The following is a 26,590-nucleotide window of genomic DNA, read 5'->3' as shown; positions in this document are numbered from 1 at the left end:
TCCTAAGTTTCATATCGACTGGATTTCTAGCGGACGTGTATGCCGTCGTAGTCGACTAACAGGTCGACGCCCGTGGCACCACCGATACGGAGATGGCTGAAGATAGGAGCGTAACGGGACACGTATTGTGATCCAGGACAAAAACTCGAAGGCCGGGAAATCATCCGTGGCTCGTGTTATCGGGGAAACTGGCGAACTCCGAACTGAAGCTGAATCCTGCGAGGGAGTCATCCGTACCACGAATCGTATGGTTCCCTGAACGGTGTGCTAAGTATAGTGCGCATATCTATCGACCCAAACCGCATTCTCGTCGTCCTCGTGATTTTCGCGGTCGACTGTCTCGGCCCAAGAGGGATGCGGGGACAGGCTAGCCGACTAACCTCGTGGGGATTTCCGACTGAGGCGGATTCAGCCGAAAATGTATTGAATATTGAATTTAGGACAGTGATATCGCTGACATGGACGAATACGGGAGCACGCCGCGGTGTTCGTCGACTGGAGTGCAAGCACTTGATAACGAATCACCACCAAATGCGGCAAATGAATTACAAAAATATGATTATTCCGAGATGGGCAATTTGTTCAGGTACTGTGAGGAACGAAGCGAACGACGAATCCGCCATTTTCAGGCACCGAAACAGAGAGCGTACCATTGGCCGAAACTGTTGTCCGATTGAGTTCCAAGCTGGATTTGCTGTCGGAGCCATCGCTAGTTATTTCGGCGTCGTAACGCCGACGATCGTTCAAGAATGAGAGCGGTACTTCAACCGTTCGACCTTCACCGGCAATGATGCTACCCACGAACCACTCGCGACCCGTACGACGGGCGAACGTCGCCTCCTCGCCCGGTCGGCCGCCGAGTAAATGCGATTCATCCCACGCCGCCGACACCGACGAGAGAACTCGCTCGGCCAGCGGGTACGACCGATACGTCTCGACGCTGTCCGCGAAGTGTTGCCAGTCCGACTGATAGACGACCGAGAGGGCAAGCTCGTGACCGAGCGTCGTCTCAGGGGGCTTGTCGGTCGCGGAGAACGTCACGGGGGTGTAATCCATCGGGCCGACGACGTTTCGAGTGAACGGCAGGATGACGTTGTGCGTCGGCGTCACTTCGCCGAATTTGTACTGTTCGGCACCGTGAACGGCTTCCGACGTCATCAGGTGTGGCCACGTGCGCCGTCTGCCTTTTGGCACGGTCGAGCCGTGGAAGTTAATCATGAGTTCGCGCTCGGCCGTTGCTGCTAATGCATCATCGTACCACTCCATTACCGTCTGGAGATCGGAGTTCATGTAATCTACTTTGACACCGGCGACGCCCCATTCGGCCATCCGATCTAGTACCGCCTCGCGCTCGGCCTCGGCGTTCATGTAGTACCATGGGAGCCAGACGATGATCCCCACATCCCGGTCAGCGGCGTACTCAACGATGTCTGGTAACCATTCCTCGTCCCAACCGCGATCTACCAGCGAATATTCCCAACCAAGTTTAGCCGCGTAGTCGACGTACTTTTTCTGAATTTCGTAGCTCTGCGGACTACCGCTATCGGACCACCATGACCATGCCGATCGCCCAGGTCTAATCCAAGACTTATCCTCGATCTTAGAGGAATCGTTGAGCGCCGCCACGGCATCTGACTCCACGATCGTCTTGAGGTCGCCGACGAGTGCTACCCGCCACGGCGTGGCGAGTGGTCGCTCGGTGCTGACATACTCCGGAAGGCCGTACGTGGTCGCGACTCTAATTCGAACAGGTATGGATCGTCGTCGTAGTCAGTGTCTTCGTTGTCGTCGGTCGCCTCGTCGCTTCCCTCGTTGTTCGCGTCGTCGACTTCCACGTGGGACACCGAGTAGCGGCCGTCCACACTGGCTTCCGTGACGAACAACCACGAACCGTCATCGACTTCGAACAGGGAGGGGAAACCGTAAGCACCCGTCGCTGCTTCGGCAGACGTTTCCGTCCAAATCTCCTCATAGGAGTCCTCGTACCGCTTGTCGTATGAGAGGAGCCATCCCATAGAGTCCTCGGGGACGCGGAAAGTACTCGCCTCGTCGGTGACGACCACGTCGCCGTCACCCGGGAGGCGGTAGCGATAGGCGACACCGTCGTTCGAAGCTTGTACCTGCAGGTCAAGTGGTGTTCCATTTGCAGTGACGAATGAGAACGTCGCCTCGCGTGCCTGGTACGTGTGCTTCGTTCGGTCGCCACCGTGGGTATCATATCGTTCGGTTATTTTTTTGTTTTTGCGACCTTTAAAGCTGAGTCCCGTCGTCAGATCTTCCTCGAAGGTGGCGATGCCAAGCGGTGAGGGCTCCAAGAACGTTTCATCATCGCGCCCAACAGTGAGTGATAACGCGCCGTTCGAAGACGAGTGTGTGACTGTTGCCGTTACTGACCCATCGGGGCTCTTTATCGTCCATGCACCGGATCTTGCCGAAGGATCGGCTGCTGCTGTTCGCGCTTCGGTGGCGAGCAATCCCGTTGCTGGAACTGTTGCGGCTGCTCCTTGAAGCAGTGACCGTCTCGTAAGACCTACTCCTTCTTCCTCTAATTTTTCTTGATATTTTTACTATCGTTTTTATCCTCTAACATCGATCCTAGTGTTGTATAGAGGAAATTAATATCTGTCGGGAAGTAAAGAATTTTTACAAATGCACCAATTAGTTTCTACTAGTCGACAGTACAGCCATCACGTCCTGAAACAGCGGAAGTTAAATCAGCATTCGCGTCATTTCCGCTTATCGGTTCGATAATGTTTTAGACGAATTTGAAACCCTTATCACTGGTGTTGTTTAAGTAGATAATGACTCTATTATAACGGATATCTTCATATATAGTCAGACAGTAATTAGTATAAAGTAGTTCGAGATGAACCGATGTTATGATGGCTGGTAACAATCCACTTGAGAAAGAGGAAAGAACCGATAGTGTCGATAAAAGAGAAGGAGAGAATACCACTGGGGGCAAAAAGGGCCGGCTTCCAATTACTCGCCGATCAGTACTACAAAGTACGGCTGCGTTTGGGCCTGTCGCGAGTCTAGCTAATACAGACGGAGTCGTTGAGTCCGCGGCGGCTACAAGCGGAGATGATGGGTCAGTAACTGTATCGAGTCCGAATGGAAATGTCGAGGCAACTGTCTCATTGGATCCGTCGGGTGAACTCAATGACGACCTGCCACCTGGTCAAATCGCGACGCTCACGGTGAGTTTTGAAGGGACGACGGTGCTTGATCCCTCTCCTCTGGGTATTACCACCTATATGGGGCAATTTGTCACCAGTCTCTCTTTAGAAAACCAGAGCGTCAAGACGATATCCCGAGATTTTGAGACAGTCGGCGGTGATGAGTCAGGAACACAAACACTGCACGCCCGCATTAGCACACTCACGTTCGGCTCACCGAACGGCGTTATGAATCTCGAATTGGTTGTGTCGAACGAGGGGATCGCATACCGCTATCGTCTGCCAGGCGAGGGTCACGTGCTCGTCGACAAAGAAGTAAGCGGGTTCCAGATCCCGAAGGAATCGACGGCGTGGCTTCACGAATATGGCGACCACTATGAGTCACTCTGGAAGGAGATGGACGTGGAATCTGCCGGTGGCAACTTCGGCTTCCCCTGCCTGTTCGAAGTGGCCGACGACACATACACGCTCATCACCGAGGCGAACGTTGATGGGAACTACTGTGCATCCCATCTCTCGGTTGACGTTGCGACCGAGACGGAGGCTTCCAAGTCACGCCCCGACGATCAGGATGACCGTGACGAAATCATACCTGGCAACGAGGAGATCGACCACGACGAAAACTCCACACTGTTCGAACTCAGGTTCGCTGGCACGTACGGCCTTCCCCAGGTCATCGACGCAACGCTTCCACTGGCGACGCCGTGGCGGGTTGCGATTGTCGGCGATCTCCCGACCGTCGTAGAATCTAATCTCGTAGCCGCGCTCAACGATCCCTCGGAGGTCGAGGATACATCGTGGATCGAACCGGGCATCGTCAATTGGTCGTGGTGGTCCGACGGCAGTAGTCCGCGCGATTTCGAAACCCAGAAAAAGTACGTCGACTACGCCGCGGAGCAAGGCTGGGAGTATACACTCGTCGATCGTGGTTGGCGCCGCGAGTGGATGCCCGAACTGGTTGAGTACGCGAACGAGCGCGGTGTCGGTATCATTGCGTGGATGGTGTGGTACGATCTTGATACAGAGACGAAGCGAGAGGTCATCCTCTCGCGGCTGAAGTCGTGGGGAGTAAGCGGCATAAAGATCGACTACATGAACGCCGACCGCCAGGACCGGATGCAGTGGTACGACGAGATTCTCGAATCCACGGCAAAGCACGAACTGCTGGTGAACTTCCACGGCTCGACCGTGCCAAAAGGCAGACGGCGCACGTGGCCACACCTGATGACGTCGGAAGCCGTGCGCGGCGCTGAAGCCTATGGATGGGAAGAAATGCCGCCGAGTCATAATCTCACTCTCCCGTTCACGCGGAACGTCGTCGGCCCGATGGATTACACCCCCGTGACGCTCTCCTCGCGCTATGAGGACAAACCCCGCGCCGCCGAGACGACGCTTGGTCACGAACTTGCCCTCTCGGTCGTCTATCAGTCGAACCTCCAGCACTTCGCCGACAGTGTGGAAAGTTACCGAAATTATCCGCTGGCCGATCAGTTCCTCAGCGAAGTGGCCGCTACGTGGGACGAGACTGTGTTCGTCGACGGTTATCCTGCAGAGGAGATAACGCTGGCCCGCCGCGACGGGGAGCAGTGGTTCGTCGGGAGTATCACCGCCGGTGATAGCCGAACCATTAAGGTTCCGCTATCGTTCCTTCCAGACGGTCGACGGTACGACGCCCGTATCATCAGTGACACTAAAAGTGGGTCATCTCTTGAAGCACAGGAACGGGCCGTCACGGCTGACGCAACCATTTCAGTTCGGGTCCCTGAAGTCGGCGGCTTCGTCGTTCGTCTCTCATCCGACTAATTGCGAGCATATCACCTTCCGTCCGATGCCGGTTTCCGCGTCGGCTACAATTCGACGGAATCATTTCTCCATCACTTCAACCATTACATGATCAGTATTCAATTTCTCGAATGTGAAAAAAGAGACGGCGCTAGTTCAAGCCCTTACACCTTCAGCGAATTCATCTGCGAATAGGATATAGATGAGTAGCGTGGGCAACGCGGCAACAAACGCACCCGCCATGCGGAGGGGGAAGTTGATTCCCTCTAGCGCTTCGCCCAATCCTGCCAGTATCAACGTCACTGAAGCAGACGGACTACTAGAACTGGAAATGAGTATCAGTGAGAACAAGAACTCGTTCCAGATCTGTGTGAACTGGAAGATGAGAACAACAGCAAACATCGGACGGGAGAGCGGTAAAATGATACGCGTATAGATTGTTGTGAGGGTTGCTCCATCGAGGCGTGCAGCTTCAATCATCTCGTTTGAAATCTGCTGATAGTGTGCTCGGAAGAGAACCGTACAGATCGGAATGCCGTATGCAGTGTGGGTAACGATCAATTCGATTATATCTGAGTGATGACTTTCTACGAAAGGCAAAGCCCACACTGGTGCAAGCACCTGTTCAAGTGGGAGGTAGATCGACCAGAATCGTGAAAGCGGGACGAGAACCGCCTGATAGGGGATGAAGATTCCCGCGATAAAGAGGATTAATACTGCTAATTGGCCGCGCCAGTTGACGAGTGTCAACCCATAGGCCGCCATACTGCCGAAGATCGCACAGAGAATCGTCGACGGAATCGTGAACAGCAAACTGTTCCACGCTCCGCGCAAGAGTGCGTCACCGGCTGTTTTCCACGACTCGAGGGTAAATCCTGAGGGACCCGGTGGAAGATAAGGAAGTGTGTTAATAACGCCTTTCTCGGATTTGAACGCGGTCATCAATCCTGCTTCGATCGGAAGTAAGTAGAACACTATGAGCAATCCAAGTACGGTGTATAGGATTCCTCGGCGGAAGGAAAACTCTTCCCGCGACTTCTTTCCGCTGATCCCTTTGACTTTGCGTTGTATTTCGCTTATCATAGATTACCCTCCTGGTGTTGGTAGTAGAGATACGGACCGATCACTGCCAGAGCCATCAGGAACAGGATGATGGCGATAGAAGACCCGTATGCCCATTCCTGCGTCACGAACGCCTCTCGAACCATCTTTGTTGCGAGAATATCCGACCCTTTTTGTGGCCGAAATCCTCCAAAGATCGAGTAAAGGAACGAGAACGCCTTGAGAGCGAAGATCATTAACACGACGGCGGCGCTGATTATCGCGGGCCGTAGCTGTGGGACGATGACGCGACGATACATCCGCATCGTCGTTGCACCGTCGACCTTCGCAGCTTCGAACTGATCGTCGGAAATCGCTCGGAGAGCCGCTAGATAGACGACCATTGCGTATCCACTGAATTGCCACACGAGGGCGAATATCACGGCACCCAAGACGAGTTTAGGGTTTCCGATCCAATTGTATGGGCCTAAGCCAAATATGCCCAAAATTTTGTTGACGATTCCGTGATTGACGTTGTACATCCATAGCCAAAACTGACCAGTGACGATAAACGAAAGGCTCATCGGCAGCAGATAGATCGTCCGAAACGTGTTTTCGAATCGAACTTGACGATCGAGAAGGATTGCTAACAGGAGGCCGACGATGAGACAAATGAGGGTGAAAGCGACTAGTAAAACGAGCGTGTTTCGAGCAGCATCGATTACTTCGGGATCGGAAAACGCCCGGAAATAATTTTCCAAATCTAAATTTGTGTAATCAGCGGTTCCGAACCCAGAATAATCAGTCAATGATATTATGAAGTTCCATCCGATTGCGCCGTATACGAAAAATCCCATTAAGAGGAACGGTGGGAGCCAATACGGCATTGATCGAACGAAGTCGCTATGCCACCAACTGCTGTGTTGCGATGTCGTACGTTGTTGCACGCCACCATCAGTACGGATTCTCTGATCACGATACTTTCTCTTGAACGTTTCTAGAAACTCTGATAAATCCATCATTTCAATTGAACCGTGTTATTTTACCTTTTTGAGCATCCCGTCCGTCGCGGCGCTAACATTGTAGGGGCCCGAGAAATTGTTACTGATGACCCCTTCGAGACCGGTCATCGTATTCGGCGACACGGCGAGACCGTGAGCGAGCGTCGGCGGTTTTTTCTTTGCGCTCTTGAAGTCCTCGATCGTTGCGGCTAGATACCGATCGAATTCACTCGGCTTGACGTCTTTACGCGTCGGTATCGATCCCTTGAGGCTGTTGAATTTCACCTGGGCTTCCTTCGACCCGACGTAGCGGAGCCACTTGTGGGATTTATCCGGAGAGGGATTGTTGCCGGGATAGATAAACGAATCGATGTGCAACCCGTACATACCCTCAGTTCCTGGGAAGGCAGTCCATCCCCAGTCCTTATCGTACTTGAATCCGCTCCCTTTGTACGCACCGGCGACCCAGTTACCCTGATGGATAAAGGCAGCCTCCCCGTTCATGATCTTCTGGTTGGCGGTCGTGAAGTCGATCGAGGATGCGTCGTTGTTGATGTAATTCGAGAGGATTCGCTTCGTCGTTTCGAAGGTTCGTCTAACGGCACCCTTGTTTCCATTACCCTTCGTGTAACTCATGTATTGGTCGAATCCCTCTTGTCCGAGCATTACGGCTGCCCAGAGCTGTAACGTCGTCCAGGGGGATTTCATAGCGTGGGCCATTGGTACCGCGTTCGTCTTCTGTTTTACCTTGTCCATTGCCTTGAACAATGCGTCTAAGCTGGTGATGGAGTTCGGATCGACGCCCGCATCGCTGACGACCTTTTTGTTGTAAAACAGGTTGTTCATCCGGTGGGATCCGATAGGTACCGCCACGTATTTCCCGTCGAACTTGCACAATCGCTGTGCTTCCTTCACATGGCCTTTCTCGAGATTTGCTTTCTTCCACACCGGATCTCCGACATCCCCGAGTGCTCCCTTATACTTCTGCAGGTTAGCCCCCGGCCAGCCGGCAAACGAACTCGGTGAGTTGTTGTTGCCGAGCCGTTTCGCCACGACGGCGTCGAGGTTGGCGTTACCCCCACCTCCGATCGGACGGAAATCGGTTTTCATCTCTGAATGCTTTTTCTTGAAGCCCTTCGTGAGTGCATTGATAGCTTCTTTTCCGTCACCTCCAGTCCACCCGTGCAGCACTTCTAATGGCTTGTTCGTACTCTGGCCGGAACCGTTGCCTCCTAAACACCCCGCTAGGCCAGCGACACCCGCGGTGCCAGTGAGTTTGAGAATACTCCGTCTATTGACCTCATTTTTGACATTTCTGGAGCTCATATTTTAACAATCCACTATCGTATACCGACCTGTAGTAGATAAAATCAGCGGTTTGTTACTTTATTTATAGATAAGAAAATATAGAGGGGTTGGCTCGTTAGCGGTGACGGAACTTCAGACGATAGAATCGGCCGTCTCAATATCCTCCAGAACTCGGTTACGTAGTGCGTTCCCCGATTTAGCCTCGAAGATATGGATTGCGTTCTCCGGGATGTGCGCTATGATCGACTGACCGGCGTCGATATCACGGAGACCGGAAATGGTTGCGACGAATGTTCGTCCCTCGTCTATATCGACGTTCAGAGATTTCTGAACCTCACCAGCGCTATCATCGGATATCTCCGACGTGGGGCGATCGAACGCAAGATAAACGTTATTTTCGCTTCCCACGGGTTCGACAACATCGACCGTGGTGTGGAAGTCGTGATCGGATTCGACTGTATCGGCGAGTTGGATATCCTCGGGTCGAATACCGAGTCTCACGCGGGATACGTCCCCTATCGCATCGCATGTATCAGTGGAAAGTGGGTACTCGAAATCATCGTTGACCAATGACCCCTCCTGTACTTCCATCTCAAAGAAATTCATCGGTGGTTCACCGATGAACCCTGCAACGAATTCATTAGCAGGTTCGTGATAACACTCAAGGGGCGTCCCGACCTGTTGGATGCGTCCATCGTTAAGAACGACGACGCGATCACCCATCGTCATCGCCTCCGTCTGGTCGTGAGTGACGTATACTGTGGTAACGCCGAGATTTTCTTGGAGGCGTTGGAGCTCGGTTCGCATCTGGGAGCGCAATTTCGCATCGAGGTTCGACAGCGGTTCGTCCATCAAGAACACCTTCGGATCGCGGACGATAGCTCGCCCGAGAGCAACTCGTTGCTGTTGTCCACCGGAGAGTTCGCTGGGTTTGCGGTCTAATAGGTCGGCGATACCCATCATCTCCGCTGTGCTCTCGACTTGCTCCTGAATCTCCCCTTTGTACATGTCTGTCGACTCTTCGAGTCCGAAACTCATGTTACCTCGAACCGTCATGTGCGGGTATAAGGCAAAGGACTGGAAGACCATTGCAATATCCCGTTCTCGCGATTGTTTACCGTTGATCACTTCGTCATCAAGAATGATCTCTCCGTCGGTCAGCGTTTCGAGTCCGGCGATCATCCGGAGCGTCGTCGACTTCCCGCAGCCGGACGGCCCGACGAGAACGATAAATTCCCCATCCTTAATTTCGATTGATGCGTCGTCAACCGCGACGACTTCCGTGCCAGCTGCCTCGCGAAAGACCTTCGTAATATCCTTAAGAGTAAGCGCAGCCATTATTTAATGACCTACCTCGAAATCGTATAAGTGTTTTCTATTCTTCGTTGAATTTATGACTGTAAATTCAGGCCTTGTAAAGGGAATTAATCGAAACCGTCGATGACGTTAAACGTGATAGTGGAACGAAAGAGACTGTTTCGCGGTCTCGACCTCGCTCCACGGCGTCTAGAGGCAGACGGCGACGTCGCGTTCGTCGGCATAATCGGCCAGATCCGGCATCCAGTCCTCCTCCCAGCCGTTATCGACGAGAACTGCCTCCCAATCGTTCTCCTGAACGTAGTCGACGAACCGTTTCTGGCCTTCGAAGCTGCCGGGGCTGGGACCGTTGATCCACGACCAAGCTGTTTTCCCAGAATCGATCCACGACGTATCTGATAACTGGAAAGACGGTCTGACGTCAAGTACTTGATTCGATTCCACGCCCGTGTCGAGGTCACCGACGATCGCGAATCGCCATGGGGTCGCAAGCGGTCGTTCCGTCTCGACCGTTTCGTCCGGGGGAAACGTCACCTTCAGCATGAAATCGTTCTCGGCTAAGCTAACTCTCGATCCGCAATAGCGTCCGTCAACGTCAGACTCGGTGAACAGCACCCAATTCGAATCCCTAACGTTGAACAGCGTCGGAAATCCGTATTCGCCAGACATCTCCGACAGCGTCGTCTCCCGGAACTCCGTCTCGTAATCGCTCCGGTCATCTCGCCAAGGATGAACCCACGCATCGGCGGACGCCGGAACGCGGAATCCGCTGGTCTCGTCGGTCACGTAGATGGCTCCACTCCCGGGAAGCCGATACCGAAGGAGACGCCCTCGTCAGCGACACGGACGTCGAGTTTGAGGACACGATCAGACTCCGACGCAATCGTGAGCGTTGTCAGGTTTGCTCTTTACCGCCGGTGAGACTGCTTTCTGTGGAGAGTTGATACTCACCATTATCTTTCAAATCCGTTCGCCCCAGGAACGCTAGTCCCGTCGTGAAGTCTTCGCTGCCCGTCGTGATACCGAGTGGTGATGATTCGATACTCGGAGCGCCGTCACGGAGGACGGTCAGCGTGAGAGGTGCACCCGGTCGCTTCTGAGTTATAACCGCTTCGAGAGTTCCGTCCAATTCGGTAACGACCCACGATATCGACTCTTCTGCACTGACGTTGCTGCCGACGACACTGCCAGCGCCAATGACGCCGATACTCTTTAAGACTGTTCGCCGCGTCTCTGATAACGAAACGGGCGATCTTTCCAGGTTCGTAAAGTCAGTTGAATCGTCTGGCATAGTCTTACCTTATGCAGTGGAAACGATCTTATACAATAATTTATATATTTGTATAGTAATTCCATGCCACTAACACAGTCTCGATAACTCAAGCATGGGATAAAAAAATTACCTATTAGAATTTTATAATACCTTCCAATTTTTGACTGGTCTAACGATCGATCCGAGTTCCTAAAAACGTGATATTTACACGTTTACATACCAACCCCGGTCGTGTTCCAGTGGTGTCGAAAGGTGGGGTGTGACCCGGAATCAACCGCTTCAGCCGGTGCTGAATCAGTTCTATTGCAGGGATTGCCATCGTCATCATCGTCGATAACGGGCTCGAAGGGATCGGCGTCGGTGATCACCTTCGTTGCCGCGGTTTCTCAGCTGTCGTCGCTGCTCATGCCCCGACTTTTTGCGAGTCTCATCGGATCCTCACCGTCCGCCACGAAGGGTCGGAGGACGAACTGAAAGTTCGCTGGTTCCGGCTGAACTTGATACCGAGAGATCGGTTCAACCGGAGTCCCACCGACACCTGAAACCGCATGGTCGAGATTGAACGCAACGGAACCTCGTTTCTTTAGATCGTGCTGGTGTTCTGCTTCGGCCAGATTCGAGAACGCATTGAGGCTGACGTTCATCGAGATATCAGTCGCCACGCCGAGGAGACCCGTTCTCCCGTTCGAAAGGGCGGCCCACCGAGTGTCGGCCTTGTTTCCATTATCCGTGGGAGGCAAGTAGGGCACGTACTGCTCGTCGACCGCTCCCGAGTATCGACCGACGTTGACACCCCACTTTCGATCGGGATAGGTCTCCTCGGGCCCTCGTCCGTACCACTCGAAGTCCGTGAAGTCGTCCGGAACCTCGAGTTGAAGGCCCATTTTCGGGAGATAATCGGTAACGATGTCCTTCAAGACGGAATTGGGTGCTGCGTTGACGCCGACAGCCACATCACCGTTCCCAAATACCCGATAACGGTACGTCGTCTCGAATCCGGAGCCTCTTCGGGAGGACTTTGACTCGCTGAACTCGTCGAAACCATACCACAAGACGGCGCTCTCTGGTGGTGAATTGGGTTGGGAGGCGACCTCGCTTGCAGAGAGCGCACGGTCGTAGATCCGAACCGAATCGATCGACGTGTTCGTGATTCGGTCGGAATTCTCGGCATTGTGGGCGACGTGGACGGGATAGTCCGTGGTGTTGACCGACGAGACGTTGTGTTCAATCGTCGATAGTTGCTGACCGTCCAGGTACAACTGCAGTTCGCTCCCACTACAGACACCGGTGAGCGTATGCCATTCGTCCTCGCTCAAATCCGATGGAACAGAGGCCCGAACCGGAATCCACGTTCCACTGTAGACGAAGAACTCGAAGTCGGTATCGTTGATCTTCAGTGCGTACTGGTGATCGCCTTTACTAATGAAGGGGCGGTGGCCGCCGGTGTCGATCCCTTTGAAGGTCACGCTAATGGAGAATCCGGGCGAGTCGAAGTTCAATATCGACGAGTTTCCGGCGTCGACGTAGTCGTCCTCGCCGTCAAAGTCGATCGCCTTGCCGGATCTTCCCTCGACAGTTTCGGGGTTACCGTACACGATGCCGTCGTTTCCTTCGGCCGTATCCGGTGTTTTCAACACGGTCTTTGGTTCCGTCCCCTGGGCGAAACCCTCGACATGGATCTGGACGAGCGAATCGTCGGGCTGTGAGACGCGCACGGAATCGACGATAGGGGTTAGCTGCTGAAGTCCCGCCTCGCGCCAACTCGATGCCTGTTCGCTTCCCCAAGATTGAACCTCGTTCATGATCGGCGCCCGCCACGCGTTGAACCGAGGTCCGGTTTCGAGAACCTCCGCTTCCGCGTACTGCATCGAGGTGAGGGTTCCGATGCCCTTATCGAACGTGTACTCGAAGCCGTCGCCGGCGACGACGACTTCATTTTTTGATTCCGACATCGACAGCGCGGGGAGGTAGTTGAGTTGCCGCTCCGGTGCCTCGGGAACGTCAAATGGCACTTCGAGTTGATCCCGGGCAACTTCGTGACCAGCGTCGGCGTAAAGAGTCGCCTCTGGATTTGTGAACGAGAAGTTCAGCCAGTACTCCGTCCCGGCTTCGGGCTGCTCCGGCACTTCCAACGGCACTGTTACGCGTCGGGTCTCTCCAGGGTTGAGGTCGAGGGATAGACTCCCGGACTGGACGATTTCGTCGTCGGCAACGAGCTCCCAGTACCCATCTACCGTGCTCAGGTCAGTGAAGTTGAAGTGGTTCGTTACGTATATTTCTCCTTCAGTGATTTTTTCGGCGGGCGCGACCTTGACCGGCTGATGGCTGTGCTTGAGTTGGAGGAGTTCGGGCTGAGCTTCGCGATCCGACCAGACCAGTCCGTTCAGGCAGAACGGGTCATCGTCGTAGAACTGGTACTGGATCTCCTCGCCATCAACCGTGGTTGTGCGGGTGACGTCCTGATTGACCCAGTCCCAGACGAATCCGCCAGCGAGGCTTTTGTCCCGGAGCAATGCACTGAACGAGTACGCTAGAACGGCACCGTCGGAAATTGAGTCAACGCCGTCGGAGATTTCCCTCGCGGAGAGGGCGCGTTCGAAGACGTGAGCCGAGTCGATAGTCGTGCTTCCGTCCACCCCCTTCTGATCGCTGTAGCCAACACGAACTGACTGGTCACTGCTACTGAACTCGGTGATCGAGTGGGTGGTCGCCCCTATGCGATCTCCGTCGAGGTAGAGCTCGAGCCGGTCACCGGAACAGACGCCGACCAGTGTGTGCCATTCGCTCTGGCTCAGATTTGCCGGAACTTTCCCGGTAACCGACGAGGAGTCGCCGACGCTGAATACGAATCGCATACTCTCGTTCGTTGCGAGCGAATACTGGTCACCCTTCGCGAGCAATCCGATTGCCGTATGCGGGTCGAGTTCCTTGAACGAGACGGCGATCGTGAACCCGGGAGACGTGAAGTCGAGACTCGAGGACGTGCCGACATCGATGGAGTCTCCATCGTCGAGTGTGACCGCTCCGCCGGTATTGCCGACTTCGACGGCGGGTGTCCCGACTAAGACCCCATTGTTTCCGTTGCCCGTCTCGTCTCGAGCCTTCCGGGTGGGCGGCTGAATGTGTTCAGACCACATCTCGTGAACCAGCCCGAGACTATTGCCCATGGCGTGGTTGTATTCACCCATCACCACGGGACGATTCCCGTCGCCGATGTAAGAGCCATCACCAACGCTCAGGAGTGTGTCAACGTCAGGGTACCGTGGACCTAGCATATCGCTGTAGTCGACGTTCCAGCCACCGCCATTGGGTTGGTGATACATTATCTGGCTGGGGGCAAGACCCTGCACCGATCCCTCGAACGATTCGACATTGCTAACCCCGGTGACGTTACTGGTGTCACTGGGTAGATACTCGCTGGTATCCATGGCGAGGGCGGCCATGTTGAGGTGTTCTGCCCCGGTGCCGGCCTCGTTGCCAGTCGACCACGCGAAAATCGAGGCGTGGTTCCGATCCCTGAGAACCATTCGGCGGAATCGTGCGACTGCTTGGTCGTGGTACGCTTCCGTGTGAGCGAGAAGGCCCTCCCACCAGTGGGTCTCGACGTTCACCTCGTCCATGATGTAGATTCCGCATTCGTCGGCCAGTCGGAGGAACGACGGATCGTTGGGGTAGTGGGAGGTGCGGACGGCGTTGACGTTGAACTGCTTCATCCGCTCGAGGTCGACCTGCATCGTCTCGATGGGGAGTGTCCGACCGGAATCGGGATCCGTCTCATGACGGTTCGTGCCGCGGATAGTAACCGGTTCTCCATTGACCAGAACTTGTGCACCTCGCTGACCTCTGGTTGTTTCGTACGATCGGAATCCCACCTTGTCGAGCATCGCTTCGCTCGTGGAACCCGTCGAGATGAGTTCGAGAACTACCGTATAAAGGTTAGGGTGTTCAGCCGACCACTTCTCGGGGTTTGGAACGGTGGTTTCTAGGGTAACGGTTCCTCCATCGGCGCCGACATCGGTGGAATCGTTGAGGGTGGTGACCTTCGACCCTGAAGGGTCGTAAAGATGGGCCGAAACCTGGTAGTGTCCTTGCGACCGCGCGGTATAGTTGGCGATTTCACCGTCGATGCGGAGGTGGCCGTCTTCGTAGTCATCGTCGAGATCGGATCGAACATAGAAGTCCCGGAGGTGAACCGAGGGCGTCGAATAGAGGTAGACGCTCCGGAAGATACCCGAGTACCGAAACATGTCGATCGTCTCGAGTGCCTCGCCGTCAGAGAAGCGGTACACTTGGACAGTCACCTCGTGTTCGCTTCCGGCCGAAACGTAGTCGGTGATATCGAATTTGCCGGGTGTCATCGATCCCTGTTGGAATCCAACGTACTGGTCATCGACCCAGACGAAGTAGGCTTGCTTGACGCCCTCGAAGTGCACGAATATCTCGCGGCCGTTCCAGTCCGACGGAATCGAGACTGTTTTCCGGTACGTCGCTGTCGGGTTCACGTCTGGGATATCGACCATCTCGTCTTCGCCCGGTGCGAGATCTCCATCGAGGCCGAACTCGTCGGCATCCCAAGTGATGGATGTGTTGAGGTAGACGAGCTCGTCATAGCCTTGGAGTTGCCAAACTCCTGGAACGCTGATCGTGTCCCAGTCGCCGTCCGTGTAGCGGCGGGGGCGGTCGGTGGGGCGGTCGAAGAATTGGAAGTCCCAGTCACCGTCCAAGAGTTTGAAGTAGTCCGAGCCCTGCCATCGCTCTTCGAGCGCGGTGAAGCTCTCGTCGGAGTGGCGCGCAGCTTGAACGGACTGGTAAGGGACGGCGGCGGTGACGTGGGTTGGTTCACGGTTTTGTTCAAACATCCCCGGATTCTCTATGTAATTCGAGAGATTTTCGATACGCCCTGGACCAGCAGTTGTTTTCGGTTCGGATGGAGCTGAGGCCGTCGTCGATGTCGCAGCGTCAGCCGCGACGGATGTGGCCGGTAGGAGTGCCGTCATCCCCGTCGCCTGAAGAAACTCTCGCCGAGATGTTTTGTTCGACGGTACCGATTCGCCTTTTCCTGAATGACTCTTCTCACTCATGTCTGTTAATTTTTGGATCGATTAGTAGCCAATGCCGCTTGGTATCGTATGCCTCACTTCTACTCTTCTATTCTATTGTTCCGTACTTAGTAATAGGGATAGAGGAAATTCGTGTATATGGTATTAGTGTGTCAAAAAATGCCTGATTAGCTAGTCAGCTTTAGTACCGCATCTCATTCATTTATCCCGCCATCTGATATTCGGAAGTACGGCCTCTCTACTGTACGAACGGCGATCGTGCTATGAACGCCTAACTTCAAGCCATCGTTCAAAATTTATGAAACAATCGAAAGATTCATCGCATGGACGGTAAAAATACAATTCAGAGCCCTGGTAAAGATGACCGAAATCGTGGATTACGATCTGTACGAAGTACCGCCACGCTGGCTGTTCCTGCGTATTAAAACGAGCGACGGTGTTGTCGGCTGGGGCGAACCCATCGTCGAGGGGCGTGCAAAAACCGTCCGCGCGGCGGTGGAAGACCTGATCGACAACTATCTGCTTGGCAAGGATCCCCACCGAATCGAGGATCACTGGCAACGAATGTACCGCGGTGGGTTCTACCGAGGCGGTCCCGTCCTGATGAGCGCCATCGCGGGAATCGATCAAGCATTGTGGGATATCAAGGGGAAGCTTCTCGGCGCACCGATCTACGAACTGCTTGGCGGTCGCGCCCGCGACCGCATCCAAGTCTATCAGTGGATCGGCGGTGATCGTCCCTCGGAAGTCGGGGAGGCCGCCGCCGAAAAGGTCGACGAAGGATTCAGTGCCCTGAAAAATGAACGCCACCTCTGAAATTCGGCGTGTCGATTCGCCTGCCGTTGTACAGGAGGCGGAAGAACGATTGCGAACCGTCCGAGAGGAGGTGGGGCCAAACGTGGACATTGGCGTCGACTTCCACGGTCGTGTTGCCAAGCCGATGGCCAAGCGATTGGCGAAATCACTCGAACCCTATGAACCAATGTTTATCGAGGAACCCGTTCTCCCCGAGCATAATGACGCACTTCCGGAAATCGCGGCTCAAACGACGATTCCTATCGCAACGGGGGAACGTATGTTCTCGCGGTGGGATTTCAAGGCTATTTTCGAGCAGGGTACCGTAGACGTTATCCAACCCGACCTATCGCACGCCGGCGGAATTACCGAGGTAAAAAAGATCGCTTCGATGGCCGAAGCCTACGACGTCGCGCTCGCGCCGCACTGCCCGCTCGGGCCCATCGCGCTCGCTTCGTGCATCCACGTGGACACCTGCTCGCCGAACGCGCTTATCCAAGAACAGAGCTTGAATATCCACTACAATCAGACCAGTGACGTCCTCGATTATCTCGTCGATACGAAAGTTTTCGATTACCACGACGGCTACGTCGACGTCCCGAGCGCACCTGGACTCGGTATCGACCTCAACGAATCGTACATCGAAGAGCAAGCAGAACGGACGGTCAATTGGCACAACCCCGTTTGGCGACACGACGATGGAAGCGTCGCGGAGTGGTGACCATGGACGGATCGGCCTCTCCGAACCGACTCGAAGGAGATGTCGCGCTGGTCACCGGCTCAACGCGCGGTATCGGGGCTGGTATTGCGAAACGCCTCGCCGCGGAGGGTGCGTCCGTCGTCGTTTCCGGTCGTACTCGGGCCGAAGGTGAAACCGTCGTTGAGACCATTCGGGAGAACGACAGTCGAGTGACGTTCGTCCGCGCAGATATGCGCGAACCGGACGACATCGAGCAACTCGTCACAGCAACCGTCGAAGAGTACGGCTCGGTCACGACCGTCGTCAACAACGCCGCCGTACAGACGAACACGACGTTGTCTGAGGCGACTCTCGAAGATTGGCAATTCGTTCTCGAAACGGATTTTCGCGCGTACTGGCTCACCGTGAAGCACGCCGTCGAGCATATGCCTAGCGGTGGAAGTATCATCAATATCTCCTCGAACCACGCGTTCCTAACGATGCCCGGAACCTTCCCCTATAACGCGGTGAAGGCGGGAATCAACGGTATGACCCGAGCGTTCGCAGTCGAACTCGGGCCGCTCGGAATCCGGGCTAACACCGTGAATCCCGGCTGGGTCGAAGTAGCGCGAACGCACGAAGAACTCACGGAAACCGACCGCGAACGCGTCGAATCGATCCATCCACTCGGTCGAATCGGAACGCCAAAGGACGTAGCAGGCGTCGTCGCCTTCCTCGCCAGCGACGATGCGGCGTTCATGACGGGTGAGAACCTTCTCGTTGATGGTGGTCGCACGGCGGTTATGGAGGACGATTCGTTCCTAAACTACAGCTCTCGTTTCGAACGTTGATTTCGTCGCCGCGATTGCCCGAATGTTTCCTCCCAGTCGTTTACTTATTGTGAATATTTTCCAGCACCCGTCGTCTCAGTTACTCTGATCGGAATAGTCCCGACTGGTTAGGACGATAATCCGACCGCTACAGACGTAGATGTTTCCGATTAGTGAACAGGATTAAATATGTGGGATGGCCATACCCCTTTGGTACCAATGACTCCAGCTGATTTCCAAGAAGTAAAAGCCACGAAAACAAGCTTCGCTATTCTCGAAGCGATACGCGAACGTGACGGAGCTGGGGTGACTGAGCTTGCGCGACAGCTCGATCTTTCGAAGGGTGCCGTCTATAAACACGTGATGACGCTCATGCGACTTGGCTATCTCGTGAAGGAGAACACGACGTACCACGTCAGTCTTACATTTCAGCAGTTCGGCGCGTGTGCACGAGAACGGAATCTGATTCACATCGCCGAACCGGCAATCAAGAACCTGGCGCAGATGACGGGGAAAATAGCGAACTTCGTGATCTACGAGAACGGGTACGGTGTGTACGCCGACCAGATCAACGCGACAGAGAAGGAAGAACCGCCGATGCCGAAGTTCTCGAAAGTACCGCTCCACGCCACTGCAGGCGGGAAGGCGATTTTGGCGTACCTTACGGACGAGGAGCGTGATATGATATTACGGGAAATTGGACTCCCCGCGAGAACCGAAAAAACGATAACCGACCGCGAAGCGTTGGAGAGCGAACTGCAGTCCGTACGGGATCGGCGCGTCGCCTTCGACCGCGAGGAGTTTTCGAAGGGGTATCAGTGCGTCGGGTCGCCTATCGTAGATTCGAATAATCGTGCTATCGGAGCAGTTAGCGTGACGGGATTGATGCAAGAGATGACCGGAAAACGACTTGAGGAAGACGTTACGGGTCTCGTCGTAGGTACGGCTAAGTCGGTCGAAAACGATTATCTCACGGCATAACTATCGCTGCAAACAGTACGTCAGCGATAGTTCGATGGGATTTTTATGTTGGTTCGTGCGTAACGCGTGTTCTTCAGGTTCCACCCCGATTCGACGGTGGGTGTCGCGGACTACGTTACCCTCGGAAAACCTCGGTAATATGCGATCGAACCGCGCTCCGTCGATGTGAAATGTTCACAGTAAGTGAACATCATGAACCTCTGGTATCGTCTCGTGCTTTCGGCAACACCGCTTCTGTGCTCAGAACATTTGTGATACCATCGATATTTCGTCGGCCGAGAGTGCCCAACTTTGGATGGTCGTGGCATCGATGTGTCCGCCGAAGAAGGCGGTATCGGAGCCCCAGACGTCAGTGATGCTGGCGCTACCGATGTTACCGCTGGCAATGTGTTCTGCAATGGTATCGTAGCCAACATCCGACCCTTACGCGACGTTGGTAACATCATCGTAGAGCCTGAGAGCGCCGTTGTCGAAGACGACCGCGACGTGCGCCCAATCCGTCCGGCTAAACGAACTGGAGACCGTTTTCGGATTTGGATTGGTCGCAACGCCAACCTCAAGCGTCACGTCGTTGATGCGTACCGCTAGTCCATTGATCGTCCCGCCTTCGTTGAAGAGTTCCTGGAGCCCCGTCACGGAGTCGGTTTGACCCGCATCGATACCGTCCGCTCGGCAAAGGCCTCGTATAAGAATGCTTGTCCAAACTCCACTACGCATCGGCCGAATCGTGTTTACGTATCGTGAGCAATTCGCTCTCGGAAAAAATCCGCCTTGACTCGATCCAAAACTATCGTATTCTCGGAAATTAGCAGAGATTCGTCTTTGGAGATGACGTACAAGTTGAAGGCGTGTTTCGTAATGCTCGACCGTTTTGCTTCGATTTAGTCAACACGAGCGCAAATTGACGAGTTCATCGCGGTTCGTTCAGAAGCAATTGTTCTCGTTCGACGGTTATCCATTACAAAGCTATGAATGTAACAGATTTTGAGAACTCTGAAACTACTAAGGATTCGTAACGAACTGTTTTCACGGTCTATCATCGCAGCAGTTGACAGAAAAATTAGAAGTTCCCTCTCCCTCTTTGTCCCAAAATTATTTACACGAAGATTTCATTGTGTGCCGTAATGACCCATTTGGAGAACATCTCGGTGAACGAACTCCGAGAGGCACTTGGTGACGCGAAGGAAGTCCAAGCAACGAAGCGGCTCATGGTCGCTTTCGCGTACAAACAGGGTGTCACACAGACGGAGTTAGTCTAGTGGTACGGATTCTCCCGGAAAATGGTCTACAATTGGCTTCAACGATTCGATGAAGACTCAATCGAAAAAGCGGCCAGCAATGCGTCTTGTCCCGGTCAACCGCCAAAACTCGATCACGAAGAACGAACTGAAGTCCATAAAGTACTGGAAGGATTGCCCGAAAGCGCCGGATACGACGCTGAAGAATGGAATACGGCACTCGTCCAACGCCTTTTGGAAGAACAGTTCGATGTGGAATACTCACGCACGAGCGCGTTCCGTTTCCTCACATGAAACTCGTAATTTATTTTGGAACGCGCGACCACTCCCGTGCGAGTCGGAGAGCAAAAAATCACTCTGATAGCCTCTCCGGATATGAAAATACGAACGATACCCTCGGAACGCTCCCACTCCCAATGTGTTCTCGTCAGTGTACGACCGCGCGAGTGTCGCGTGAGACTTTAGTCCCCACGAACACCGTGGAATTCGGCAGGCGAGACGTAGGCGTTGACAGCTCAAGAATCTGTTCCCTGTGGAATATGGCTTGTAGACGTCGGTACATGCATCTTCGGCCGGATGACCGCTGATTACATCGAAGCGAATGAGGGCTACGTCTCGCCAGGCTAATTCTCTGGTTCTGGTAGGGCGGTAACGCACACAACTCGGGTAGGGTCATCGCCAACAACTTCCCGACTATGCGGGACATCTTCCTGTGGGAGAAACGGAGTATACTCTCCGGACGACGAGTCAATCATTTCTTTCCCTCGTAGGCGTACGCTGCAGACTGTGTTAGTTCTTCCAAGGCGTTCGATCGATAGCGGAGAAAGAAAAAGCGCCAACGATTATGGAGAATCGGGATGTGACGCTAGAGGATGAAAACAGTGTTCCACGTATCGAGTGCTCAGCCTGCAGACCATCAAGAGGCGATGGTGAACGCACTGAATCTCATCGCTGACGATTCCGTCTCATCGCCAGACGACGATGTGGCAATCGTCGCAAACGGGGCAGGAGTACGAATGTTTGTGAGGGCAACTGCAGCGAATTCCAAGATGGTTGAAGATCTCCGCAAGCAAGACGTCTCGCTTCGTGCGTGCCGCAATGCACTCCGAGGAATGGGGGCGACGGACGACGATTTGCTTCCCGGTGTCGAAGGTGTTCCGTCGGGGTCCGGTGAACTTGCGCGATTGCAGGATGAAGGATACGGATACGTGAAGTCTCCGTGAAATAAGCACATCCACGAAAAGCCCCTCAAAGAATTAGGAGAGCTTCGGCCTGAAATCACCCACGAATTGCCACTGCGACCCTGTCCAATCCGTCGATTCCGGCATGGACGTTTCACACATGCCGAGGAGCGAAACGAGACGGGCATCGCCCCCACGCCAGACGAGCGACGCCGCACCCTCCGGTGGCTTCCCAGCCGGATGGTTCGGTGGTGTTTCGCCCGGCAGAAACGCTGTAAAGGAATTCGTAGTTGTTTCCGTGGCAGTGGCGACGTGCACTCTTTCGACTCTGCCAGCCGAGGGTGCAAACGATATTCGGACGTGTCGTGATCCAAGTTCGGTTGGTCGCCTTCGTAGAACACCCGTTCGAACGTTAGCATCGGTGGTGTCGACCCCGAGCCAGAGCCAATGGCGGTAGTCGGCGGTGTCATTGTCGAGCGCAAACGTCACCTGCATCGCACGAACCGTCGCCCGGCCGGTAGTACGCTTGAACAATTCATTGAGGTGCGTTACGTCCGACGTTGCGCCATCGAAACGATCGTTGTTTAAGTCGCGGAGTTCCGTAGGCCACTCACCGCCGTATCGCTCGCGATACTGCTGTAGGGCCGCCGCAGCGTCCGCGCGTCCGACCGACCGGTCGGCTGACCGAACGCTCCGAAAGTGGTAGGATTTTCGTCCATCCGCTGCTGACACCGCAGTCGTTCCGGCCACGGCCGTACCGACCGCTACCGCGCCGCGAAGCACTCCTCGTCGTGTCAGCTTCCGGTCGCTACTCCGTGTCGGACGGCGTCGGGATCTCAAATCCGCAAGCACATCCTCCGCAATCACCGATGCCCCGTTTTCGTACTCAGGGGGCGGGAACGGTGTCTTCGCAGCGGCGACGGCAGCGTCCACATCGTCGACCACTGTAAAGCCACGCAGATCGTGAAGTCGACGAGCGACACCCTCCTGTTCACTGGTAGCTGGTAGAACTACGCAGGGAGTTCCCGCTACCGCTGCTTCCATCACCGTTGAGTATCCCGAACAAACGACCACGTCGGCCGCGCGGAGGTAGGGGAGGAGTGCTGGAACTGGTTCCCATTCCTCGGAACCGACATTAGCGACCGTTTTCCCGCGGGCGGCGAGCCGCTCTGCGACCGCATCGAGATCGGAATAGTGGCTCGGAACGACGACAACGTCGAGATCGCCGGGAACGTTGTTGTCCGAGCCTTCGAGGGCTAGAGGTGGAACGTGTATCGCTTTCTTGGAATCTGCGGAGCTTGGCTCCCAAACAGCGGGGTAGAAGAACGTTCGTGCGGCAGCGGACTGAAACGAACAGTGAAATCGCGCACCGAACCGCTCGATGCGGTTTTCGTAATCGTCCGGCAGGTCGTGTTTGATCACGTATTGCGGGACACGGACACGAACAGCGGCCATCGCAGCAAACATATCGTCCGTCACCACCGCATCCGGATCGATATCTCGAAGCCAGTCAACTAGCTCGGAAATCCGTCGAGTGCTGTCGACGACGCTCCCCGAGACGAGAGCGCTCGTCGTTCTGTCTTGGTAATCACCGATAAAATCGACGGTTGTCGGTTCGTAGGCGTCGTACCCATTGAGATCGACAAAATGAGCCCCAGCCCCACCGCCGGCGATGTGAACCGTAACCCCAGCGGCTTCGAGAGCGTCGGCAATCGCCAACATCCGTGTCGCGTGCCCAGCCCCCTCGCAGTAGTGGACGATAGCGATCGTAAGCGACATTGCCTTAACGGTTAAAATCCATGTATAAATTCTTTGTGATAAAAATATAAGCGGCTCGTCGGTATCAACACGTCGCGCTCGCCGATGCATCTTCTGAAGGCATAGCTTGCTATTTCCTCCGTATAGGGTGTCTACCTTCGAAAAATCAGTATCCTGTCGTCGCCGACTGTTCCGTTAGATAGGAGACCACACGACAGGGGCATACTGTGCCGAAGCCCTCCGAACAACTCGATCGGCGACTTCTCGGAAAATCTGCCGAGATATATACGCCAATCATACTAGGTATTGAATTAAAGTGTATTCCGGTTAATAGTGTAGCTGCGATGCAAGAGAACAATAGCGGCGATTCGACGCGACGCGACGTCCTGAAGCGTATCGGTGCGGTCGGCGTAACCGGTCTCGGCGGGGCTGCACTGACGAGTGGCACCGCGGCAGCGAAGCCGTCGGTTGACTGGGAACCTGCCCACTCAAGTAATTACACGGCCGCGGATCGCGGCGCGGGCTACATCGACTGGGTCGTCATCCACACCGTGCAGGGCTCGGCCAGCAGCGCGGTCAACTGGTTCCAAGACCCCGACGCCGACGTTAGCGCCCACTACACCGTCGCCCAAGACGGCTACAAGTACCAGAGCGTCAGCGACATCAACATCGCGTGGCACGCGGGCGGGTCGAATTACAACACCTACTCCGTCGGCATCGAACACGGCGGCTACGTCAGCGGAACCTACGAAGACGCACAGTATCGGGCGTCGGCCAAGCTCACTAGCTGGCTCTGCGACCAGTATGGCGTGCCGAAGCAGCACCCGTCGAGCGTTCCGTACGACGCGGCGAACCCGGCGAACGGGGGCGTCATCGCCCACTCTCAAGTTCCCGAGAGCACTCACACCGACCCCGGCTCCAACTGGGACTGGGGCTACTACATGGATCTCGTCAGGTCGTACTGATCGGCGGGCGAGTAACTCCTTTTTCTAAATGACGGTGAATCAGGTAGCACTCGGAGACGGCTATGCGAGCAGCTAAGACGAGAATGTGCCGCATGAGACGGCGTCGGTACCGCCGTCCGCGACCGTTATCCGACCTCCATGGCGCGATCCACGACCTCCTCGCCGTACGTGTCCCTGAGGTCGTCTCGCTGGTCGGGACGAGCCTCGTACACCTCTTGGAACAGCGTTATCGGGGTCTGTGCCGCCTGATAGGTGGCCTCGTCCCACATTCGATCCCGTGTCACTTCGACCTCGGTGTCGTCGAAAACCAACTTCGCCGTCCGCGTCATCGAGATGGCACCCTTCCCCGCGGCCTTGGCCTCCTCGAACTCCTCCATCGAGTCGACGTAGTCGTCCATGGCCATGACGTACTGCGTCCGATCGCGTAGCTCCTTGCGAAGTTCGTCTTCGTCGAGTTCGCGCTTCTCGCCGCCCGTCTTCAGTCGGTATCGCCCGTCCCCGAGCGCTTCGAGTTCAACGTCGTCCCCGTCGTACGCGTGAGCGTCGTCGTCAGTCCGCTCGAGTTCGACGGTCTTCCCGTCGACATCCAATAAGTAGGTTCCCACCTCGGGCGGTAGGGGAGCTGTGTTCGCCTCCACTACCTGACCGGGCGTCAGCGACCAAATGCCGAGCATCCCTTTCGCCCGGTTGTCGGTCATCCGCTCGTGATAGCCCTCCACGTCCCTGATGTCGTCGTAAGGGCCGTCGACGGCGATCAACCCGTTCGCGCTCGCCGCGCGAGATGTGTTGTGTCGCAGCTCCGGCCACGGGGGGAGATCACCCGTCGGGGTCATGGCGCGCATGTCCTTGGTGTAGTCAACTTCGCCGTCGACGAGGAGGAAGAGCCGTTCCAGATTGTTCGACCGTTTCCCGATCTCCTCGTCGATGCGGGACATCGCGAGTTCGGCCTCTCCGCTCTCGATGATGGGCGACATAGATAACGACCCCTCCTCGAGACCGTGTTTGGACTCGACGATGGTGATGAACTCGTCGGCCTTCTTCCAGTCGTCGATAGCGCCGACTTCGGGGACCACGAATCCGTCGATGTGTTGGATCGCCCCCTCGTCGGGGTCGGCGAGACGCATCATGTGTTCGAACCCGCGTCGCCTGGTCTCAGGGTCGTCCCTGTGCCAGACAACGCGGGGGTGGATTTCGCCGGGGAACGCTTCACCATGCTCCGAAATCACGTCCAGGATGTTCTCGACACCCTCGTCACGCATACTGGGTGCCGTCGCGTCTTCGTTATCAGGCACCCAGACGTCGGGAGCCTGCATCCCTCGAAGCTGCGAGGCCTTGCGTAGCATCTTCGCGGTGTCATCCTCTTCGACGGCGGTCGGTGACGTGAAAAAGGATCGCACGAACGCTCGTTTGCGCTTCTCCGTTGCCATAAGCGGGTGTACCGTCAACCCAGAGCGTGATAAAAATTCACGTATTGGCTAAATTTTCGTGTACGTAATCGAGGAATCGTTCGGCCGTCGTCTCGCCGACGCGGTCGTACTACCGCAGGTGGATCCGGAACGGGGAGTTAGCTGATGTCTTCGACGTCGGTCGTCTCCATCCGGCCGTCTTCCGCTTCGCGGGTTACGTGCAATCGGATGCCCTCCTCAATATCGGTTGCCTCGACGGAGTCGACGACTTGCCGCGTCGCTTCCGGGTCGAGCATCACGAGTCGGTCGTCCTCCGTGACGATACCGTACCCGCTCTCGAGGCAGTGTCCCATCAGTGCGCAGTCTCGGGTGTGTTTCCGGGCGTTTTCGAGGAGTTCGTCGCGTGCGTTCTTCCGAATGCAGCCTCCGCTCATGACGTATCCCTCGACCGTTTCGGTGTGCTCACCCATCGTGATTTCACCGACGATATCGTGTTGTTTGTGATTTTTCCCGATACGTTGACGCGTTCCAGTGGCGAGGTAGCGAGTGTCCGTGCGTGGTGGCGGTACGTATCGTGGACGTCCACTGCGTGGGAACTCACCCTCGCACCGCCGATGGAGAACCTCCGTCGTGGTGACGATTCGTAGATACGGATGGTCGAACCCGCGTCACGGTTAGGGCGGAGCGTGCTCCCCGATCTATTACTGTAAGCGGGCTGGAAAGCGGTGAACTACCCACACATCCTTTGTCCGTGAGACCGTATAGTCATACACAAGGATGACACATGGATGAGCAC

Annotated in this window: 20 protein-coding genes and 1 pseudogene; 8 read left to right on the top strand and 13 right to left on the bottom strand. The window is 55.2% G+C overall.

The window, feature by feature from the left end; all coding sequences use genetic code 11:
* Positions 1-582 precede the first annotated feature (582 nt).
* Together LIW51_RS24415 and LIW51_RS24410 are read right to left on the bottom strand one after the other, a co-directional pair.
* Positions 583-1,626 carry a glycoside hydrolase family 97 catalytic domain-containing protein gene (locus tag LIW51_RS24415; protein WP_227378738.1) on the bottom strand — a complete coding sequence of 348 codons (1,044 nt, stop codon included), beginning with the start codon at positions 1,624-1,626 and terminating at the stop codon, positions 583-585.
* 41 nt (positions 1,627-1,667) lie between these two features.
* Positions 1,668-2,411, bottom strand: a complete 744-nt coding sequence (locus LIW51_RS24410; RefSeq protein WP_227378993.1) for a glycoside hydrolase family 97 N-terminal domain-containing protein — start codon at positions 2,409-2,411, stop codon at positions 1,668-1,670.
* A 468-nt stretch (positions 2,412-2,879) separates the two neighbouring features.
* On the opposite strand from LIW51_RS24410, the gene LIW51_RS24405 reads away from it, so the two are divergent.
* Positions 2,880-4,982, top strand: a complete 2,103-nt coding sequence (locus LIW51_RS24405; protein ID WP_368411863.1) for a glycoside hydrolase family 97 protein — start codon at positions 2,880-2,882, stop codon at positions 4,980-4,982.
* Positions 4,983-5,117: 135 nt separating this feature from the next.
* Here the strand turns inward: LIW51_RS24405 and LIW51_RS24400 are convergent, their stop codons facing one another.
* The 7 genes from LIW51_RS24400 to LIW51_RS24370 form a co-directional block, all read right to left on the bottom strand.
* Positions 5,118-6,044 carry a carbohydrate ABC transporter permease gene (locus LIW51_RS24400; RefSeq protein ID WP_227378736.1) on the bottom strand — a complete coding sequence of 309 codons (927 nt, stop codon included), beginning with the start codon at positions 6,042-6,044 and terminating at the stop codon, positions 5,118-5,120.
* Entirely contained in the window at positions 6,041-7,021 is a 981-nt protein-coding gene (locus tag LIW51_RS24395; protein ID WP_227378992.1) for a carbohydrate ABC transporter permease, read from the bottom strand. Before LIW51_RS24395 ends, LIW51_RS24400 begins: the two co-directional genes overlap by 4 nt.
* Before the next feature lie 18 nt (positions 7,022-7,039).
* Positions 7,040-8,329 carry an ABC transporter substrate-binding protein gene (locus tag LIW51_RS24390; protein ID WP_227378735.1) on the bottom strand — a complete coding sequence of 430 codons (1,290 nt, stop codon included), beginning with the start codon at positions 8,327-8,329 and terminating at the stop codon, positions 7,040-7,042.
* A 114-nt stretch (positions 8,330-8,443) separates the two neighbouring features.
* The gene (locus tag LIW51_RS24385) at positions 8,444-9,649 is read right to left on the bottom strand and encodes an ABC transporter ATP-binding protein (protein ID WP_227378734.1); all 1,206 of its coding nucleotides are present in this window, start codon (positions 9,647-9,649) and stop codon (positions 8,444-8,446) included.
* 168 nt (positions 9,650-9,817) lie between these two features.
* A complete protein-coding gene (locus LIW51_RS24380) occupies positions 9,818-10,414 on the bottom strand; it encodes a glycoside hydrolase family 97 N-terminal domain-containing protein (protein WP_255767573.1) in 597 nt (198 codons plus the stop codon).
* 109 nt (positions 10,415-10,523) lie between these two features.
* On the bottom strand, positions 10,524-10,919 hold the full coding sequence (locus tag LIW51_RS24375) for a hypothetical protein (protein ID WP_227378733.1): 396 nt from the start codon (positions 10,917-10,919) through the stop codon (positions 10,524-10,526).
* 368 nt (positions 10,920-11,287) lie between these two features.
* On the bottom strand, positions 11,288-15,982 hold the full coding sequence (locus LIW51_RS24370; protein WP_227378732.1) for a beta-galactosidase small subunit-related protein: 4,695 nt from the start codon (positions 15,980-15,982) through the stop codon (positions 11,288-11,290).
* Between the two features lie 339 nt (positions 15,983-16,321).
* Here LIW51_RS24370 and dgoD point away from each other — a divergent pair.
* The 3 genes and pseudogenes from dgoD to LIW51_RS24355 all read left to right on the top strand — a co-directional run bounded on the left by dgoD (position 16,322) and on the right by LIW51_RS24355 (position 19,246).
* Positions 16,322-17,477: pseudogene (gene dgoD / locus LIW51_RS24365) on the top strand (galactonate dehydratase).
* A gap of 2 nt (positions 17,478-17,479) precedes the next feature.
* Entirely contained in the window at positions 17,480-18,286 is an 807-nt protein-coding gene (locus tag LIW51_RS24360) for an SDR family NAD(P)-dependent oxidoreductase (protein ID WP_227378731.1), read from the top strand.
* Positions 18,287-18,484: 198 nt separating this feature from the next.
* A complete protein-coding gene (locus LIW51_RS24355) occupies positions 18,485-19,246 on the top strand; it encodes an IclR family transcriptional regulator (protein WP_227378730.1) in 762 nt (253 codons plus the stop codon).
* A 423-nt stretch (positions 19,247-19,669) separates the two neighbouring features.
* On the opposite strand, the gene LIW51_RS24350 is transcribed toward LIW51_RS24355, so the two are convergent.
* Positions 19,670-19,882 carry a hypothetical protein gene (locus LIW51_RS24350; RefSeq protein WP_227378729.1) on the bottom strand — a complete coding sequence of 71 codons (213 nt, stop codon included), beginning with the start codon at positions 19,880-19,882 and terminating at the stop codon, positions 19,670-19,672.
* A 488-nt stretch (positions 19,883-20,370) separates the two neighbouring features.
* Between LIW51_RS24350 and LIW51_RS38730 the strand changes: the two genes are divergently transcribed.
* The 3 genes from LIW51_RS38730 to LIW51_RS24340 all read left to right on the top strand — a co-directional run bounded on the left by LIW51_RS38730 (position 20,371) and on the right by LIW51_RS24340 (position 21,707).
* Positions 20,371-20,505: a hypothetical protein gene (locus LIW51_RS38730; RefSeq protein WP_255767572.1), complete on the top strand. Its 135-nt coding sequence runs from the start codon at positions 20,371-20,373 to the stop codon at positions 20,503-20,505.
* A 21-nt stretch (positions 20,506-20,526) separates the two neighbouring features.
* On the top strand, positions 20,527-20,778 hold the full coding sequence (locus LIW51_RS24345) for a helix-turn-helix domain-containing protein (RefSeq protein ID WP_227378728.1): 252 nt from the start codon (positions 20,527-20,529) through the stop codon (positions 20,776-20,778).
* Positions 20,779-21,356: 578 nt separating this feature from the next.
* On the top strand, positions 21,357-21,707 hold the full coding sequence (locus LIW51_RS24340; protein ID WP_227378727.1) for a DsrE family protein: 351 nt from the start codon (positions 21,357-21,359) through the stop codon (positions 21,705-21,707).
* A gap of 33 nt (positions 21,708-21,740) precedes the next feature.
* On the opposite strand, the gene LIW51_RS24335 is transcribed toward LIW51_RS24340, so the two are convergent.
* A complete protein-coding gene (locus LIW51_RS24335) occupies positions 21,741-23,444 on the bottom strand; it encodes a glycosyltransferase (protein ID WP_227378726.1) in 1,704 nt (567 codons plus the stop codon).
* A gap of 323 nt (positions 23,445-23,767) precedes the next feature.
* On the opposite strand from LIW51_RS24335, the gene LIW51_RS24330 reads away from it, so the two are divergent.
* Positions 23,768-24,388, top strand: a complete 621-nt coding sequence (locus LIW51_RS24330) for an N-acetylmuramoyl-L-alanine amidase (RefSeq protein ID WP_227378725.1) — start codon at positions 23,768-23,770, stop codon at positions 24,386-24,388.
* A gap of 125 nt (positions 24,389-24,513) precedes the next feature.
* On the opposite strand, the gene aceB is transcribed toward LIW51_RS24330, so the two are convergent.
* Together aceB and LIW51_RS24320 are read right to left on the bottom strand one after the other, a co-directional pair.
* Positions 24,514-25,815 (bottom strand): malate synthase AceB, encoded by a 1,302-nt coding sequence (aceB, locus tag LIW51_RS24325; RefSeq protein ID WP_227378724.1) that lies wholly within the window; start codon positions 25,813-25,815, stop codon positions 24,514-24,516.
* Between the two features lie 137 nt (positions 25,816-25,952).
* Positions 25,953-26,264: a hypothetical protein gene (locus tag LIW51_RS24320; protein ID WP_227378723.1), complete on the bottom strand. Its 312-nt coding sequence runs from the start codon at positions 26,262-26,264 to the stop codon at positions 25,953-25,955.
* Between the last annotated feature and the right edge of the window lie 326 nt (positions 26,265-26,590).

Origin of the sequence: Haladaptatus halobius (assembly GCF_020618475.1) — an archaeon.
In the GTDB taxonomy this organism is placed as follows: domain Archaea; phylum Halobacteriota; class Halobacteria; order Halobacteriales; family Haladaptataceae; genus Haladaptatus; species Haladaptatus halobius.
The sequence above is the reverse complement of the archived record's forward strand: the minus strand, read 5'-3'. Positions and strand labels throughout refer to the sequence as shown.

Coding starts and splice junctions, on each gene's coding strand:
- LIW51_RS24345 (WP_227378728.1), top strand. CDS start 20,527: ATGGTCTACAATTGGCTTCAACGATTCGATGAAGACTCAATCGAAAAA.
- LIW51_RS24370 (WP_227378732.1), bottom strand. CDS start 15,982: ATGAGTGAGAAGAGTCATTCAGGAAAAGGCGAATCGGTACCGTCGAAC.
- LIW51_RS24355 (WP_227378730.1), top strand. CDS start 18,485: ATGACTCCAGCTGATTTCCAAGAAGTAAAAGCCACGAAAACAAGCTTC.
- LIW51_RS24405 (WP_368411863.1), top strand. CDS start 2,880: ATGATGGCTGGTAACAATCCACTTGAGAAAGAGGAAAGAACCGATAGT.
- LIW51_RS24395 (WP_227378992.1), bottom strand. CDS start 7,021: ATGGATTTATCAGAGTTTCTAGAAACGTTCAAGAGAAAGTATCGTGAT.
- LIW51_RS38730 (WP_255767572.1), top strand. CDS start 20,371: ATGACCCATTTGGAGAACATCTCGGTGAACGAACTCCGAGAGGCACTT.
- LIW51_RS24375 (WP_227378733.1), bottom strand. CDS start 10,919: ATGCCAGACGATTCAACTGACTTTACGAACCTGGAAAGATCGCCCGTT.
- LIW51_RS24385 (WP_227378734.1), bottom strand. CDS start 9,649: ATGGCTGCGCTTACTCTTAAGGATATTACGAAGGTCTTTCGCGAGGCA.
- aceB (WP_227378724.1), bottom strand. CDS start 25,815: ATGGCAACGGAGAAGCGCAAACGAGCGTTCGTGCGATCCTTTTTCACG.
- LIW51_RS24335 (WP_227378726.1), bottom strand. CDS start 23,444: ATGTCGCTTACGATCGCTATCGTCCACTACTGCGAGGGGGCTGGGCAC.
- LIW51_RS24320 (WP_227378723.1), bottom strand. CDS start 26,264: ATGGGTGAGCACACCGAAACGGTCGAGGGATACGTCATGAGCGGAGGC.
- LIW51_RS24340 (WP_227378727.1), top strand. CDS start 21,357: ATGAAAACAGTGTTCCACGTATCGAGTGCTCAGCCTGCAGACCATCAA.
- LIW51_RS24360 (WP_227378731.1), top strand. CDS start 17,480: ATGGACGGATCGGCCTCTCCGAACCGACTCGAAGGAGATGTCGCGCTG.
- LIW51_RS24400 (WP_227378736.1), bottom strand. CDS start 6,044: ATGATAAGCGAAATACAACGCAAAGTCAAAGGGATCAGCGGAAAGAAG.
- LIW51_RS24330 (WP_227378725.1), top strand. CDS start 23,768: ATGCAAGAGAACAATAGCGGCGATTCGACGCGACGCGACGTCCTGAAG.
- LIW51_RS24390 (WP_227378735.1), bottom strand. CDS start 8,329: ATGAGCTCCAGAAATGTCAAAAATGAGGTCAATAGACGGAGTATTCTC.